The sequence below is a fragment of the Micromonospora sp. AMSO31t genome, from assembly GCF_008868175.1.
Taxonomy (GTDB): domain Bacteria; phylum Actinomycetota; class Actinomycetes; order Mycobacteriales; family Micromonosporaceae; genus Micromonospora.
The window spans coordinates 33,705-49,124 of the sequence record NZ_WBKT01000030.1 but is presented as its reverse complement, the minus strand read 5'-3'; the positions used below and the strand labels follow the sequence as shown (position 1 = coordinate 49,124).

The window sequence follows — 15,420 nt, the reverse complement described above, 5'->3', positions numbered from 1 at the left end:
TGCCCGGCCGGCCGGGCATGATGGCACTGTGCAGATCTCCGCGCGCGGCGACTACGCGGTCCGGGCCGCTCTGAGCCTGGCCACCGCGTACCCCACCCTGGTGTCCACCCAGGCCATCGCGGCCGAGCAGGACATGCCCCGCAAGTTCCTCGAAGCGGTCCTGGCCGACCTACGCCGCGCCGGCATCGTCCGGGCCCAGCGCGGCGCCGAGGGCGGCTACACCCTGGCCCGGCCGCCGCGCGACATCACCATCGGGCAGATCCTGCGCGCCGTCGACGGCCCCCTCGCCGGGGTACGCGGCCTGCGCCCCGAGGAGACGCAGTACGAGGGCGCGGCGGAGAACCTGCCCCGGCTCTGGGTGGCCGTCCGCGCCGCCGTCCGGCAGGTGGTCGACGAGGTGAGCCTGGCCGAGATGGCCAGCGGGAAGCTCCCCGGCCACGTCCGCAAGCTGATCGCCCGCCCCGACGCCTGGGAGCCCCGCTGACCCCTCAGAGGGTGCTGACCACCTCGGCGTAGTCGAGCCGGGGCAGCCGCTCCCGCCAGGCGTCCGGCGCCGGCCGGCCGATGTTCATGAGCAGCAGCACCCGGTGCCGGCCGTCCGGGAAGAACTCCCGCTCCACCCCGGCGGCGTCGAACCCGGCCATCGGGCCGGCGGCCAGCCCGGCGGCGCGTACCCCGACGAGCAGGTAGCCGATCTGGAGCGCGGCGTTGAGCCGGGCCTGGGCCTCCCGGCCGGCCGGGTCGCCGGCGAACCAGTCGCGCGCGCCGGGCCGGTGCGGGAACAGCTCGGGCAGCCGGTCGTGCCAGTCCACGTCGGCGGCGAGCACCGCGGTCAGCGGCGCGCCCGCCGTCTTGTCCCGGTTGCCGGAGCTGAGGTACGGCAGCAGCCGGGCCCGGGCCGCCGCCGAGCGCAGCAGCAGCACCCGCAGCGGCTGGGCGTTCATCGCGGTCGGGCCGTTGCGGACCAGGTCGTGGATGGCCCGGACCTGCTCCTCGTCGACCGGTTCGTCGGTGAACGCGTTGGCCGTGCGGGCCGCCCGGAACAGCAGGTCCTGGGCGGCCCGGTCCAGCGCGAGCACCTCGGTGGCCGGTGCGCTCACCACGTCTCCGGCCAGGCGCCGAGGGTGGTGGTGTACCCGCCGCGGTGGTGCACGAGCGGGTCGCCGTCCTCCCCGGCGCCGAGCGCGAGGGGCTCGGCGAGCACGAGCGTGTGGTCGCCGGCGTCGATCCGGCGGACCACCCGGCACAGCAGCACGGCCAGGGCGTCGCCGATCAGCGGCACCCCGAACGGCCCGGTCGCCCAGCCGGGGTGGGCGGCGAACCGGTCGATGCCGCTGGTCGCGAAGATCCTCGCGACCTCCTGCTGGCCGGAGGCGAGCAGGTGCACGGCCACGTGCTCGGCGTGGGCCACGGTCGGCCAGCTCGACGACTCGCGGCCGAGGCAGAACGAGACCAGCGGCGGGTCGAGCGACACCGAGGTGAACGAGGTGGCGGTGAAGCCGGCCGGCGGCAGCGACGGCAGGCGCCGGCCGGGCTGCAGGCCGGGGGTGGTGACCACGGTGACCGTGGACGCCTGCCGGCGCAGCAGGCCGCGGAACGTGTCGTTGTCGACCGGACGCAGCTCGACGGTGCCGGCCGCGGGCCGGTCCACGGTGGTCACGCGGTCACCAGCTCACGGTCGGCCCAGGTGCTGGCCGGGCGGGGCAGGCCGTAGTGCTCGCGCAGGGTCCGGCCGGCGTACTCGTGCCGGAACAGGCCGCGCCGGCGCAGCAGCGGTACGACGTGGTCCACGAAGGCCTCCAGTCCGTGGGGCAGCAGGGGTGGCATGACGTTGAAGCCGTCGGCGGCGCCCTGGGTGAACCAGAGCTCGATCTGGTCGGCGATCTGCTCGGGGGTGCCGGCGACGACGCGGTGCCCGCGGCCGCCGCCGAGCCGGCCGATGAGCTGCCGGATGGTGAGCTTCTCCCGCCGGGCCAGGTCGACGACGAGCTGGTAGCGGCTCTGGTGCGACTGCACCGCGGTGACGTCGGGCAGGTCGGGCAGCGGCCCGTCCAGCGGCAGGCCGGTGAGATCGAGACCGGTCATGCCGGAGAGCTGGGCGAGGGCGTGCTCGGGCACGATCAGTGCCTCCAGTTCGTCGGCGAGGGCGCGGGCCTCTTCCTCGGTACCCCCGATCACCGGCGCGATACCCGGCAGCACCTTCACCCCGTCGGGGTCGCGGCCGGCCGCGGCGGTCGCCCGCCGCAGCTCGGTGTGGAAGGCCTGCCCGTCGGCGAGGGTCTGCTGGGCGGTGAACACGGCCTCGGCGTAGCGGGCGGCGAACGCGATGCCGTCGGCGGACGAGCCGGCCTGGACCAGCAGGGGCCGGCCCTGCGGCGGGCGGGGGGTGTTCAGCGGCCCGTGCACCCGGAACCGCTCGCCGTCGTGGGCGATCTCGTGCACCCGGTCGGTGTCGGCGAAGACGCCGGCCGCGGTGTCGAGGACCAGCGCGTCGTCCTCCCAGCTGTCCCAGAGCTTGATCGCCACGTCGACGAACTCGGCGGCCCGGCGGTACCGCTCGGCGTGCGCCGGATGGTCGTCGAGGTTGAAGTTGCGCGCCTCCCGGGCCTGCGCGGAGGTGACGATGTTCCAGCCGGCCCGGCCGCCGCTGAGGTGGTCCAGCGAGGCGAACGTGCGGGCCAGGTTGAACGGCTCGTTGTAGGTGGTGGAGGCCGTGGCGATCAGGCCGATGTGCTCGGTGACGGTGGCCAGCGCGGCGAGCAGGGTGAGCGGCTCGAACACGGCCTGGATGTTGTGCCGGACGGCCGGGCCGACGGCGAGTGAGTCGGCGAGGAACACCGAGTCGAGGGTGCCGCGCTCGGCGATCCGGGCCAGCTCCTGGAAAGGCGTGACGTCGGCGATCCGGCGCGGGTCGGTGCGCGGGTGCCGCCAGGCCGCCTCGTGGTGGCCGACGCCCATCAGGAACGCGTTGAGGTGCAGGGTTCGGGACATGGGGGGTCCTCTCAGGCGGTGACGTCGACGCGCCAGGTGGAGAAGCGGCGTTCCCCGGCGACGAGGAGCTGGTTGACGACCAGACCGATGGCGGAGATCGTGATGATCCCGGCGTACATGTCGGGGATGGCGAAGTTGTACTGCGCGTAGTTGATGAGGTAGCCGAGCCCGGCCTTCGCGCCGACCATCTCGGCCGCCACCAGGACGAGGATCGAGTACGCCCCGGCGAGCCGGACGCCGGTGAAGATGGTCGGGACGGCCGCCGGCAGGATCACCTTCTGGAACAGCCGCAGGTGGGTGGGCGATGAGCTCGGCGCGCCGGGCGCGCGGCACGCCCTTGGCCTCCAGTCCGAACGCGACGTTGCCCGCGGCGGTGCGCCAGGGCAGCAGCGCGTACTGCTGGAAGACGATGCCCCGGTCCAGGCCGGGCCCGCTGACCGGGCGGCCGTCGACCAGCACCTGCCCGCTGGAGGGGGCGGAGAGCCCACCGAGCAGGTCGAGCAGGGTGGACTTGCCGCAGCCGCTGGGGCCGACGACGACCAGGAACTCGCCGGGGCGTACGCCGAGGGTCAGCTCGTCGAGCGCGGTGACCGCGCCGCCGCTGCCCCGCCGGCCCGGGAAGACCTTCGTCACCCGGTCGAAGAGGATCTTGTCGGTGGTCACGCGCCACCCCCCGCGGCCCCGAATCCGTTGAACCGGTTCGTGTAGAGGTCGGCGGGCTTCGGCCGGTCGCCCTTCAGCTCGCCGGAGTCGGCCAGCCAGTCGACCCAGGTGGTGAACTCGCGGTCGCTGATCAGGCCGCCCTTGCCGGCGACGCCGCTGGACTTCCAGTACCGCACCAGGGACGGGTCCTCGTTGCGGCCGCGCTTGGCGATGATGGACTCCAGTCGGGCCACGACGGTCTCCCGGGGCTGGGTGCGGGCCCATTCGATGGCCTTGCCCACCCCGCCGACGAATGCCCGGACGGCCTCCGGGTTGCGCGTGATGAAGTCGTCCCGGAAGACGTAGCTGCCCCCGCTGAACGCGCCGAGCAGCTCGTAGTCGGTGAAGACGGTGCGGACGCCGCCGGCGGCGACGGCCTTGTCGCGGATGACGCCGCCGAGCACCGCCACGTCGATCTGGTGCTGCCGCAGCGACTGCTCGATGTTGACCGGGGGCAGCGCGACCGGTTCGACCTCGGCGATCTCGGCGGGGGTGAGCCCGCCCTGGGCCAGCCAGGTCTTGAGCACCGCCTCGGCGTGCGCGCCGAGCGTGTTCATGCCGACCTTCTTCCCGATCAGGTCGCGGGGACCGCGGACCGGGCTGTCCTGCAGGACGTAGTAGCCCTGGAAGGTCTGCGCGTCGGAGCCGTAGTAGGCGACCACGGCGGTGATCGGCGCGTTCGCGGCCCGGAGCTTGACGATGGCGCCGTTGAAGGCGCCGCCGAAGTCGGTCTGCCCGGTGGCGGTGGCCTGGATGTCGGCGGGGCCGCCGGTGACGTTGCCGATCCAGTTGAGCCTGACGTCGCCGAGGTAGCCGAGGTCGGCGGCGAGTTCGGGGAGGGTCACCTGGCCGGCCGAGCCCTGGTAGCGCAGCTCGGTGGCCTGCCGGCCGCCGGCGGCGGCGTCGGCGCCGCAGCCCGCGGCGGCGGTGAGGGCGAGCAGGGTGACGGCGGCGGCGAGGGTACGCCGCGGCGACTGACGGGTCGAGGGCATGGAGAGGACTCCTGATCTGTCCACGATGCGCTGGCGAGGGCCCGCGAGGGGCGCGAGAGCACGCCGCTGCCGGCCGGGCCACGATGCGCCGGCGACGGGAGCGGACGAGCGGAGGAGATGCGACGACCGGAAGCGGTCAGCTCAACAGAGCGCGCTCGCGTGCCGGACCAGGTCGACGTGCACGCGAGCGGTGAGGAGAAGCTCGTCCCGCTGCGACATGACCTCATGCTGCCGACCGTTCTCCGCGCCGGTCAATGCCCTTCCACGTATTGAGACTTGCATCGCTGGCTTTGTTACCACCCGTCACCACCAGCATTTACCGCCCCTTAACACCTACCCGTTGGATAGAGATTGTGACGGGTGGGAAGGGCACCGTCCAGACCGGATCGGACCGGGTTTCGCGAACCGTCGTTTCGGGCATGTTCGATGCCGCAGACGCAGGGAGGACGACGAGAGGAGCCCACGATGGGCATCGTGTTCCGCAAGCGGCAGAAGTACGGCCCGCTGATCTTGAACTTCACCGAGAACGGCTTCTCCTCCTGGAGCATCAAGATCGGCCGTTGGTCGTGGAACTCGCGGTCCCGCGCCCACCGCGTGGACCTCCCGGGGCCGCTCTCCTGGAAGCAGGACAAGACCCGGGCGTGACGTCCCGAGGTCGCGCGGGGTGCCGGTGGTTCACCGGCACCCCGCTCGGCGTGTTGGCGGGCTTCCCCGTTCGGCCGACGGGAGCCCCGACGCGACGGAGAATCGCGGAGTGGCGGACCAGTCCTTCCGGCGGGAGCGGCGGCGGGCCGCGGCGGCCGTCGCGCTGCTGCTGCTCGCCTATTTCGTGGTCCCCGTCGAGGCCGACCCGAACGGCCTGCGGCTGGCCCTGCGCTCCGCCGGCACCCTGGCCCTGGTGCTCGTGGTCGCGTTCCTGGTCACCGGCCAGGTACGCCGCCAGCTCGCCGCCACCCAACCCACCGGCGACGCGGAGACCCGGGCGCTCATCCGGCTCGCCGTCGCGCTGATCGCCGGGCTGCTGGTCTTCGCCCTGGCCGACTACGTGGTGGCGAACAGCCGCCCGGCCGAGTTCACCGGCCTGCGCACCCGGATCGACGCGCTCTACTTCGCGCTGGCCACGCTCACCACGGTCGGCTACGGCGACGTCAACGCCGAGGGGCAGATCGCCCGGGTGGTGGTCAGCGCGCAGATGGTGTTCAGCATCGGGGTGATCGCCACCGGCGCGTCCATCGTGGTCAAGCAGATGAGCCAGCGGCCGGGCCGGCGCTGATCAGCACGTCGCCGCCGAGCCGGCCGTGCTCCGGATCGCGGGTCACCGCGCCGGCGGCGAGCAGCGAGGCGAGCGCCCGGTTGGCGTCGGCGGCCCGGTAGACCGTCGAGGTGGCAGCGAAGCGGCGCAGCTCGGTCACCGTACGGGGGCCGGAGCGGGCGAGTTCGGCCAGCAGTTCCCGGCGCAGCGGGCCGGGTTCCGGGTCGAGGCTGATGTCGAGCAGCCGCCCCGCCGGGTCGGCCGGGTCCCGGTAGCGCACCCCCGCGTACTCGTCGACCGCCCAGAGCGCGTCCTTGACCGCCTCCAGGCCGCGGTCGGAGCCGGTCGCGTAGCCGAACAGGCGGCCCGGCCCGCCGTCGGCCGGCACCAGCTCGACCTCGGTGACCAGCGGGAAACCGGCCCCGGTCAGCGCCGGGCGCAGCGACCGGCCGGGCGCGGTGACCAGCAGCACCTCGGCGGGCCGGCCGGACGCGGCGGCGGCCAGCAGGGCCGGGTCGGGCTCGCCGCCGTCGACCACGGTGAACAGCGGGGCGCCCGCCGCGCCGGCCGCCTTGAGCGCCACCGGCAGCCGGTCCGGCCGGCCCGGCACCACGTGCACGGCGACGTCCGCCGGCAGGGCGGCCTCGGCCGCGCCCAGCCGGGCCGGCAGCTCCGCGCCACCCTCGGCGAGCACCAGCACGGTCAGCCGCCGGCCGCGCAGCCGGTCGGCGAACTCGGCCACCACCCGCAGCGCGGCCTCCGCGCCACCGACGTCGCTCCCGGCGTACGCGAGGGCCAGGGTGGCCCGCCGCGAACGGTGCAGCGCGGCGGGCAACCAGTGGTCGAGTTGCCGGACGAGCAGCTCGCGCAGGACGGCGTCGGTCGACATGCTGCCGTTCTACCTCATGCGCCGTCAGACCGGAACGGAGATGCCCACCCCGCCGCGGGTCTGGCCGCCGTAGCGCTGCCGCTCGCGGTCCAGGTCGAGCCGGCCGATCCGCGTGCGGGCGGCGAGGGCCGCGTCGTCGAGCAGGGCGGCGGGAACGATCCAGACGATCTCGAACTCCAGCCCGTCGGGGTCGCGGCCGTAGAGGCTCTTGGTGGTGCCGTGGTCCGAGGCGCCCACCAGGGCGTCGGCGGCGGCCAGCCGCTCGGCCGTGGCGCCCAGCTCGTCCAGGGTGTCCAGCTCCCAGGCGAGGTGGTAGAGGCCGACGGTGGTCCGCCCGGCCGGGGAGGGCCCGGCGGCCGCGCCGATCTCGAACAGCCCGAGGTCGTGGTCGTTGGTGGAGTCCGGCGCCTGGAGGAACGCGGCGCCGCGGAAGCCGTCCGGCGTCATCGGCACCGGGCGGAAGCCGAGCACGTCGCGGTAGAAGGCGACGCTGCGGTCGAGGTCACGGACGTAGAGGACGGCGTGGTTGAGCCGGTGGATTCCCATGACACCGACGGTAGCGCGGTTTGGTTGAGCGTTCAACAACTCGCGCTATGATGGCCGTCATGACCCGGTGGCTGGACCCCGACGAGCAGCGGACCTGGCGGGCGTTCCTCACCGCCTCCCGCGCGCTGATGGACACCCTCGACCGCGAGCTGCAACGCGACGCCGGGATGCCGCACGCGTACTACGAGATCCTGGTCCGGCTCTCCGAGGCCCCCGACCGGCGGCTGCGGATGAGCGACCTGGCCGACGCCACCGGCTCCTCCCGCAGCCGCCTCTCGCACGCCGCCGCCCGCCTGGAGGCCGCCGGGTGGATCCGCCGGGAGGAGTGCGCCACCGACCGGCGCGGCCAGCTCGCCGTCCTCACCGACGCCGGCTTCGCCACCCTGGCCGCCGCCGCGCCCGGCCACGTCGCCGGGGTACGCCGGCACCTGTTCGACGCGCTCAGCCCGGCCCAGGTGGACCAGCTCCGGCGGATCAGCGAGACCCTCGCCGACCACCTGACCGGATCGCGACCAAACTGATCCACAGCGGGGGTTGTACTTACCGTCGCCAAATGAGCACGATGGGGCGTGTCCTCCGGCTTCGCTGACCTGACCGTCCAGGCGCACCACCTGGTCTCCGAAGGCGACCTCACCGGTGCCCAGCGACTGCTCGCCGACGCGCTGAGCGACGCCGATCCCCGTCCCGCCAACGCCTCCGCCGAGCTGGCCGAGGCCGCCGGCCTCCAGGCCCGGGTCCTCGTGGCGCTCGGCGAGCCGCACTCCGCCCGCGGCTGGGCCGCGTTCGCGTACGCGGCGACCACCCGGCTGTTCGGCCGCTCCGACGAGCGCACCGTCACCGCCGCCGCGACCCTGGCCGCGGTGCTGCACCGGGTCGGCAGCGACGCCCGCGCCGCCCGGCTCTACGCCGACGTCATCATCGAGCTGACCGCCCGCGACGGGCCGGAGTCGCAGCGGGTCCTGGCCGCGCACGCCGACCTGGCCACCGTGGAATACGCCCGCGGCCAGTGCGACGTGGCCCGCGACCGGTTGCTGGACGCCTGGGAGCTGCACCGCGAGGTCTACGGCGACGGCCACCCCAGCGGCATCAAGATGCTGGCCAAGCTCGGCGCCATGGAACGCGACTGCGGCCGCTACGCCGAGTCCCACGAGCACCTGACGCTCGCCGAGGAGCTGTGCCGGGAGCACCTGGCCGCCGACGACCCCCTCGCCGCCCAGGTCGCCGGGCTGGCCCGGGCCGCCGCCGACCCGGACCACGTCTGCGGCGCGGCGGAGCCACCGGCCCGGGAGACGCCGGTGGTGCCGGCGGCCCGCGTCCCCCCGCCCGCCGAAGGGCCGCCCGACCTGCCGCCCTACCAGCCACCGACACTCGACGACCCGGTCGAGACGCCGCTCTACCGGCCGCCGGACCGGGCCGAGGTTCCGCACGTGCCGACGCCCCGCACCCCGCCCGAGGCGGACGACGAGGCGTTCGCCGACTACCCGTGGCCGCCGGACGAGCCGGCCGACGAGCCCTGGCGGCCCGGCGAGAGCGCGCTGCCACCGACCGTGGTCGGGCTGACCGACTCGGAGCCGGAGGGCGTACGCCGGGTGCCCCGGGCCGCCGAGCCCGTGCCGCCGTCGCGCTACCTGCCGGTGCACGTGCCCCGGCCGGCCGCCGCCGAGCGCCGGACCACGCCGTGGCTGCCGCTCGTGGTGGCCGGGGTGGTGGTGGCGCTGCTGCTCGGCACCATCGCGGTCATCGCCGGGGTGTCCCGGGTGGACGACGGGCGGGACGCCCCGGCGCCCGCGCCGACCGGGCGCGCCTCGTCGGCGGGTCCCACCGCCGGCACGCCCAGCGCCGCACCGGCCGCCTCCCCCGGCACCCCGCCCGGGCGGCTCACCCTGGCCGACCGGCGGGACAGCATCGTCCTGAGCTGGACCTACCCGGCCGGGGCCGAGGGGCCCGTGGTGGTCGCCGGCGGCCGCTCCGGGCAGCCCCAGCGCACCTTCCTGACCCTGCCCGCCGGCTCCGTCGACTACATCGCCTACGGCCTCGACCGCACCACCGACTACTGCTTCACGGTCGCGCTGGTCTGGTCCACCGACAGCGTGGCCCGGACCGGCCCGGTCTGCACGAAACGACGCCGCTGACCGTCGGCCTTCCGCGGTTTGGGCCGTATCGGCGGTGGGCCCGCCGCTGGTCTGTGACCCTGTCGGCGTGGGCACAACACCGGAGGGCGAAACCGTCGAGTTGCGGGTGCACGGGGTGTCCGGCGGGACCGCGGAGAAGATCCTCGACCATCCGATCGTGGACCGGGTCGCCGGGGACAGCCACGCGGGGTTCTACCGGCCCCGGCCGGGGGCCGGGCCGGCGGGCGGGGCCAGCGCCGGGATCACCGTCGAGGCGTACCGCTGGGGTGCCCTGACGGCCGGCACCGCGGTGCGGACGGCGTCCATGCTGTTGCTGCTGCCGTTCATGCTGAGCAACCTCGCGATCCGGCTGCGCCCGACACCGACCGACCGGTCCGCCCTGTTCGCGGTGCTGTGCCGCCTGCTGGCCGGCACCCTCACGGCCGCGTTCGTGCTCTCCGTCGTCGGGGTGACGCTCGACCTCGTCGCCTGGCAGTGCGTGCCCTACCACCGGTGCCGCGACGCCCGCCCCTACCTGTCCTGGCTGCACGCCCTGCCGATGGGCCCCCGGCTGGCCCTGCTCGCGCTCGTCCCGCTGTTCGCGCTGCGCGTCACCTGGCGCCTCGGCGCCCGCTCGGCGCGGGCGTTCGAGGGGTTCGGCACGCCACCGTCCCGTCCCCAGCCCTTCCGGGTGAACGAGAGCCTCAGCCTTCCGGGATTCTGGGACGACGAGCGGACGCCGGCGTGGCTGCGGCGGATCCACGTGGCCATCGGCGCCGGCACGCTGGACGCCAGCCTGCTCGCCGGGACCTCCCCGGCGGAGGGCGTGGCGGGCCAGATCCTGTTCGTCGCCGCCCTCGCCCTGCTCGCCTGCTGCGCGGTGCTGCTCTGCCTGCCCGTGCCCGCCACCCGGCGGAAGGTCCGGCTCGTGCTGCGCCCGTTGTCGGCGGCGGCCGCCGTGGTGACCCTCCTGAGCCTCGGCCACGCCGCCCTGGCCCGCGACATCCACCTGCTGCCCGGTCAACTGCCCGGCTACGAGGGCACGGTCGGTGGCCTGATGGCGGCCCAGGGCCTGCTGCTGGTGGTGCTGGCCCTCGTCGCCATGACGCCCCGGGCGCCCGGCAGCCGGCCCTTCCTGGCCGGGCTCGGCATGCCGGTCGTCGCGGCGGCATCGGTGACGGTCGCCGGCGCCTTCGCCGCCGCCCTGGTCTTCCGGGTCGCCGACTTCCTCGACCGGGGCTCCGTCCCCGGCCCGATCCGGCCGGACCCGTCGGACGCCGCTCCCCTGGACCCGCCGGTCGCCTACTGGTGGGCCGCGTTGGCCGGCCTGGCCGCACTGGTGATCGCCACCACCTCCGCCTCCCTCACCTTCCTGGCCACCCGGCGCCGGAGGCGGTGCGACGCTGCGCGGATCGTCGCGCGGGACTACCCCGACGTACCGGCCCAGGAGGCCAACCGGCGCGACGAGGTCCGGGAGACCATCGCCAGGTCCCGGGTGGTCGAGGAACTGGGTCCCATCCTCATCACGTTCCTCGTGATGTCCTCGCTGGGTCTGGCCACCATCGCGTTCGACCTCATCGGGATCGGGCCCACCCAGCTCGTCGACAAGGTCAGCGCGGACCCGCAGCACACAACCCTGCTGACCGCGTACGTCACCGACGGAGGAGTCTGGCTCATCAGCCTGCTCGTCATCGGCCTCATGATCCTCGCCTTCCGCTCCTACCGTTCGGCGCAGACGCGACGCACCGTGGCCGCCCTGTGGGACCTCGGCGACTTCTGGCCCCGCACCGTCCATCCCTTCGCACCGCCCTGCTACGCCGCCCGGGCCGTGCCCGAACTCGCCAGGCGGGTGACCGCGCTCGGCGCGCGGGGCAAGGTGGTCATCTCGGGACACAGCCACGGCTCCGTCCTGGCCGCGGCCACGATCCTGCAGCTGCCGCCGGAAGCCCTGCGCCGGGTGGCGCTGCTGACCCACGGGTCCCCGTTGAGCCGGTTCTACACCCGCCTCTATCCCGCCTACCTCGGCCGGCAGACGCTGTGCGACCTGGGCGACCGGCTCGACTGGCGGTGGCGCAACCTGTGGCGGGACACGGATCCGGTCGGCGGGCCCATCTTCGACCGGCCGGAGGGCAGGCCCGCGGCCTGCGACGCGCCGGAGACCCGGTCCGTCGACGTCCGGCTCCGCGATCCCAGCAGCCTCACCGTCGCCCCGGAGGACACCGTGCCACCGCCGCTCGAACGGCACTGGCCGTACCACACCCGGACGGCGTACCAGACCGCCGCACGCGACCTCGCCGCCCGGATCGGCTGACGCCCGGGGCCGTCAGTCCGCCTCCGGGTCGGCCAGCGCCGGCAGCCGTACCGTCACCCGTAGCCCCGGGGCGGCCGCCGCCGGCACGGCGTCGGCCAGCTCGACGGCGCCACCGGCCCGGCGGACCAGCTCCCGCACGATGGCCAGGCCCAGGCCGGCGCCGCCGGCGTCGCGCGCCCGGGCGTCGTCCAGCCGGGTGAAGCGGGCGAAGACCCGCTCCCGGTCCGCCGCCGGGATGCCCGGCCCGTCGTCGGTCACCGTGACCAGGTGGTACGCCGAACCGCCCCGCTGCCGGGGCACCGGCAGGTCGGTGTGCGGGCCGGTGACGGCGAGCCGCACCTCGCCGTGCGCGTGCCGCAGCGCGTTCTCCACCAGGTTGACCAGCACCCGGCGCAGCTCCCCCGGGTCCCCCTCGGTCCAGAGCGGGCCGGGCGGCGGCGTGTGACGCAGCGGCGGGGACGGGTAGCGCTCGGCCACACCGCGCAGCAGCTCCCCCAGCTCCACCGGGCCGACGGCGTGCGGCGCGGGACGGTCCGGCCGGGCGGCCTGCTCGTCGAGGCGGGCCAGCAGCAGCAGGTCGTCGACGAGCCGGCTGAGCCGCTCGGTGTCGGCCAGCAGGTTCTCCGCCACCGCCGGCCAGTCGGTGCCGTCGCCCAGCCGCCGGGCCACCTCCAGCTCGGTGCGCATGTTCGTGACCGGGCTGCGCAGCTCGTGCGCGGCGTCGGCCACGAACGCCCGCTGCCGGTCCCGGGACGCGGCCAGCCGGTCCAGCATGTCGTTGAGGGTGACCGCCAGCCGCTGGATCTCGTCCCGCCCGGCCGGTACGGGCAGCCGCTCAGCCCCGGCCCGGCCGGTGATCTCGGCGGCCCCGCTGCGCAGCGCCTCCACCGGGCGCAGGGTCGCTCCCACCACCCGCCAGGCCACCACGGCCAGCCCGGCCACCAGCAGCGGGAAGCCGACCAGCAGCAGGTTCCGGACCACGTGCAGGCTGTGCTGGACGTCGGACATCGACTTGGCCACCAGCACGGTGAGCGGCTCGTCCGGGGTGCCCGCCGGCACGGTCACCACCCGGACCGGCCCGGTCAGGCCGACCCGCCGCCCGTCCACCACCAGCCGCTGGCGCTGCCCGGCGCGCAGCTGGTCGGCGCCGAGCATCGGCACCAGGCGGTCGGCGTCGATGGAGGCGGCCCGGATCCGGCCCTGGCCGTCGATCACCTGGACGCGGAGCTGCCCGCCGGCCACCGGCAGCGGGTCGGGCAGCGCGTCCTCGGCGGCCAGCAGGGCGACGGCGTCCGCGGTGCGGAGCGTCTCGGCGTCGACGGAGCGCTGCAACGTCCAGCCGAGCGCGCCGAGCAGCAGCGCACCGCCGAGCGCGAACCCGAGGGCGAGCCCGAGCACCCCGAGCGCCAGCAGCCGGGAGCGCAGCCCGAGGTCCGGCAGGAGCGCGCTGAGCCGGCGCCTCATGTGGCCAGCCGGTAGCCGGCGCCGCGGACCGTCTCCAGCCGGTCCCGGCCGATCTTGCGGCGCAGGTAGCCGACGTAGACCTCGACCGCGTTCGGGGCGGTCTCGACCGAGGCGTCCCACACGTGGTCCAGCAGCTCGGTCTTGGAGACCACCTCGCCGGGGCGGCGCATCAGGTAGGCGAGCAGGGCGTACTCGCGGGCGGTCAGGGCCACCTCGGCGTCGGACCGGGTCACCCGCCGCCGCGCCGGATCCAACCGCAGGTCGCCGACCGCGAGCACGGCCGGGCGCTCCGGCGCGCCGCGGCGCAGCAGCGCCCGCAGCCGGGCCAGCAGCACCACGTACGAGAAGGGCTTCGTGAGGTAGTCGTCGGCCCCGCAGTCCAGACCGTCGGCCTGGTCGTACTCGCCGTCCTTGGCCGAGAGCATGAGCACCGGCAGCCAGCGCTCCTCGGCGCGCAGCCGGCGCACCACCTCGTAGCCGGAGAGGCCGGGAAGCATCACGTCGAGGATCATGGCGTCGTAGTCGCCGTGCCGGGCGGCGTCCAGCCCGCCGGCGCCGGTCGCCTCGACGTCCACGACGAAGCCCTCCGCCTGCAGGCCCCGCCGCAGCGACGCGGCCAGCCGCGTCTCGTCCTCCACCACCAGCACACGCACACCTCAAGGGTGCCATCCGGTGACACCCCCTAGGGAATCTCCTCAGCGCTCTCACAGCGACCCTGGTGCAGCATCTACCGTCAGGAGGTGCACATCATGTCCGTACTGAAGAACCGCGCCGTGCTCCGCTGGCTGGTCCCGGTGACCGCGGGGGTCGCCGTGATCGGGGGCGGCGCGGCCGTCGGCACGTTCGCGGCCGGGGCCGACCCGGCGCTGCCGCCGCGTACCGCCGCCCAGCTCCTGGAGGACCTGCGGACGTCCCGCCTCGACGGGCTCTCCGGCACCGTCGTGCAGCGCGCCGACCTCGGGCTGCCGCCGATCGCCGGGCTGGTGGGGCAGGCCGCCGGGAACGACCTGGCCGCCCTGGTCAGCGGCACGCACACCCTGCGCGTCTGGTACGCCGGCCCCGAGCGGCAGCGGCTCGCCCTGGTCGACACGCTGGGCGAGCGGGACGTGCTGCGCGACGGGCGCGACGTCTGGACCTGGGACAGCCGGGCCAACACCGCGTCCCACCGGAAGCTGCCGGCCGACGCGAAGAACCTGGAGACGGCCCCGGCCACGCCGGCCGACGCCGCCGACCGGGCCCTCGACGCGATCGACCCGAGCACCGCGGTCACCGTCGGCCGCTCCGCCACCGTCGCCGGGCGCAGCGTGTACGAGCTGGTGCTGACCCCGCGCGACCGGGACTCCCTGGTGCACCAGGTACGGATCGCGCTGGACGCGAAGGAGCACGTGCCGCTGCGCTTCGAGGTGCTCGCCGACGGTAAGGACGAGCCGGCCTTCGAGGTGGCGTTCACCCAGGTCGACTTCCGCACCCCGGACGCCGACCAGTTCCGGTTCAACCCGCCGCCCGGCGTGACGGTCAAGGAGGAGCCGGCGGGCGACGCCCGTGGGCCGGCCGACAAGCAGCGCCCCGAGCGCGGCGAGGACGGGCCGGACGTGCGTGCCGTCGGGACCGGCTGGACCACCGTGCTGGTCGCGAAGCTCGACGCCGCCGGTGCCGCGGGAGCGGCCGGCGCCAAGCCCGGCCAGGCGGCCGGCGCGAAGCCGGGCGAGGCGGCCGGACCGGACGCCGACATGCTGGCGAAGGTGCTCGGCGGGCTGGAGCGGGTGAGCGGCGACTGGGGCAGCGGCCGGCTGCTCACCGGGAAGCTGTTCAGCGTGCTGCTCACCGACGACGGCCGGGTGCTGGCCGGTCTCGTGCGGCCGGAGCGGCTGTACCAGGCGGCGAAGGGCTGAGATCCGCAAGCGGACCCGTCGGGGCCCGGTCGGCGTGTGCCGGCCGGGCCCCGCTGTCGTGTGCGAACCTGCGGTGTGACGTGGTCGCGGACGGTCGGTGAGGCTTGGTCCGGCGGCCTGCCGCGCGGTATCTTTCTCAGTTCAAACACAAAAAGGAATGGCTCGTTGAGCCATTCCTGCCGCAATTCTAGGCGATGAGGAGCCGGCTTGTCAACGCACTCCGACGTGTCGGGTGAGCTGCACCAGGACGACGAGATCGGTCACGAGCAG

At 75.0% G+C, this 15,420-nt stretch carries 17 protein-coding genes and 1 pseudogene; 7 read left to right on the top strand and 11 right to left on the bottom strand.

All coding sequences use genetic code 11. The features are described from left to right. Positions 1–28: 28 nt before the first annotated feature. Positions 29–484, top strand: coding sequence for an Rrf2 family transcriptional regulator (locus F8274_RS10095; RefSeq protein ID WP_151462025.1), 456 nt, complete (start codon positions 29–31; stop codon positions 482–484). Positions 485–488: 4 nt separating this feature from the next. On the opposite strand, the gene F8274_RS10090 is transcribed toward F8274_RS10095, so the two are convergent. The 7 genes and pseudogenes from F8274_RS10090 to F8274_RS32595 form a co-directional block, all read right to left on the bottom strand. Then, entirely contained in the window at positions 489–1,100 is a 612-nt protein-coding gene (locus F8274_RS10090) for a malonic semialdehyde reductase (protein ID WP_151462024.1), read from the bottom strand. Next, complete coding sequence (locus F8274_RS10085) at positions 1,097–1,660, bottom strand: flavin reductase family protein (protein WP_151462023.1); 564 nt, start codon at positions 1,658–1,660, stop codon at positions 1,097–1,099. Before F8274_RS10085 ends, F8274_RS10090 begins: the two co-directional genes overlap by 4 nt. Beyond that, positions 1,657–2,991, bottom strand: a complete 1,335-nt coding sequence (locus F8274_RS10080) for an LLM class flavin-dependent oxidoreductase (protein WP_151462028.1) — start codon at positions 2,989–2,991, stop codon at positions 1,657–1,659. The genes F8274_RS10085 and F8274_RS10080 overlap by 4 nt, the downstream gene beginning before the upstream one ends. Before the next feature lie 11 nt (positions 2,992–3,002). Further along, entirely contained in the window at positions 3,003–3,266 is a 264-nt protein-coding gene (locus F8274_RS10075; RefSeq protein ID WP_255474567.1) for an ABC transporter permease, read from the bottom strand. A gap of 115 nt (positions 3,267–3,381) precedes the next feature. After that, positions 3,382–3,624: pseudogene (locus F8274_RS10070) on the bottom strand (ATP-binding cassette domain-containing protein); the annotation flags it as partial. Between the two features lie 26 nt (positions 3,625–3,650). Then, complete coding sequence (locus F8274_RS10065) at positions 3,651–4,685, bottom strand: ABC transporter substrate-binding protein (protein WP_151462022.1); 1,035 nt, start codon at positions 4,683–4,685, stop codon at positions 3,651–3,653. A gap of 141 nt (positions 4,686–4,826) precedes the next feature. Continuing rightward, positions 4,827–4,904: a putative leader peptide gene (locus F8274_RS32595; RefSeq protein ID WP_349881247.1), complete on the bottom strand. Its 78-nt coding sequence runs from the start codon at positions 4,902–4,904 to the stop codon at positions 4,827–4,829. Between the two features lie 246 nt (positions 4,905–5,150). Here F8274_RS32595 and F8274_RS10060 point away from each other — a divergent pair, with 246 nt between their 5' ends. Both F8274_RS10060 and F8274_RS10055 read left to right on the top strand, forming a co-directional pair. Further along, the gene (locus tag F8274_RS10060) at positions 5,151–5,330 is read left to right on the top strand and encodes a DUF4236 domain-containing protein (RefSeq protein ID WP_151462021.1); all 180 of its coding nucleotides are present in this window, start codon (positions 5,151–5,153) and stop codon (positions 5,328–5,330) included. Between the two features lie 109 nt (positions 5,331–5,439). Next, positions 5,440–5,958 (top strand): potassium channel family protein, encoded by a 519-nt coding sequence (locus F8274_RS10055; protein WP_151462020.1) that lies wholly within the window; start codon positions 5,440–5,442, stop codon positions 5,956–5,958. Here F8274_RS10055 and F8274_RS10050 read toward each other — a convergent pair. After that, the gene (locus tag F8274_RS10050; RefSeq protein WP_151462019.1) at positions 5,924–6,826 is read right to left on the bottom strand and encodes a hypothetical protein; all 903 of its coding nucleotides are present in this window, start codon (positions 6,824–6,826) and stop codon (positions 5,924–5,926) included. The genes F8274_RS10055 and F8274_RS10050 overlap by 35 nt on opposite strands. Before the next feature lie 24 nt (positions 6,827–6,850). Beyond that, positions 6,851–7,372 carry a VOC family protein gene (locus tag F8274_RS10045; protein WP_151462018.1) on the bottom strand — a complete coding sequence of 174 codons (522 nt, stop codon included), beginning with the start codon at positions 7,370–7,372 and terminating at the stop codon, positions 6,851–6,853. Between the two features lie 50 nt (positions 7,373–7,422). Here F8274_RS10045 and F8274_RS10040 point away from each other — a divergent pair, with 50 nt between their 5' ends. The 3 genes from F8274_RS10040 to F8274_RS10030 all read left to right on the top strand — a co-directional run bounded on the left by F8274_RS10040 (position 7,423) and on the right by F8274_RS10030 (position 11,794). Further along, on the top strand, positions 7,423–7,893 hold the full coding sequence (locus tag F8274_RS10040) for a MarR family winged helix-turn-helix transcriptional regulator (protein WP_151462027.1): 471 nt from the start codon (positions 7,423–7,425) through the stop codon (positions 7,891–7,893). Positions 7,894–7,941: 48 nt separating this feature from the next. After that, positions 7,942–9,504: a tetratricopeptide repeat protein gene (locus F8274_RS10035; RefSeq protein WP_151462017.1), complete on the top strand. Its 1,563-nt coding sequence runs from the start codon at positions 7,942–7,944 to the stop codon at positions 9,502–9,504. Between the two features lie 67 nt (positions 9,505–9,571). Next, positions 9,572–11,794, top strand: a complete 2,223-nt coding sequence (locus F8274_RS10030) for a hypothetical protein (protein ID WP_151462016.1) — start codon at positions 9,572–9,574, stop codon at positions 11,792–11,794. A gap of 12 nt (positions 11,795–11,806) precedes the next feature. On the opposite strand, the gene F8274_RS10025 is transcribed toward F8274_RS10030, so the two are convergent. After that, on the bottom strand, positions 11,807–13,204 hold the full coding sequence (locus F8274_RS10025; RefSeq protein ID WP_370518213.1) for a sensor histidine kinase: 1,398 nt from the start codon (positions 13,202–13,204) through the stop codon (positions 11,807–11,809). A gap of 50 nt (positions 13,205–13,254) precedes the next feature. Continuing rightward, the gene (locus F8274_RS10020) at positions 13,255–13,911 is read right to left on the bottom strand and encodes a response regulator transcription factor (protein WP_151462014.1); all 657 of its coding nucleotides are present in this window, start codon (positions 13,909–13,911) and stop codon (positions 13,255–13,257) included. A gap of 96 nt (positions 13,912–14,007) precedes the next feature. On the opposite strand from F8274_RS10020, the gene F8274_RS10015 reads away from it, so the two are divergent. Continuing rightward, a complete protein-coding gene (locus F8274_RS10015; RefSeq protein ID WP_151462013.1) occupies positions 14,008–15,150 on the top strand; it encodes a sigma-E factor regulatory protein RseB domain-containing protein in 1,143 nt (380 codons plus the stop codon). Positions 15,151–15,420 lie beyond the last annotated feature (270 nt).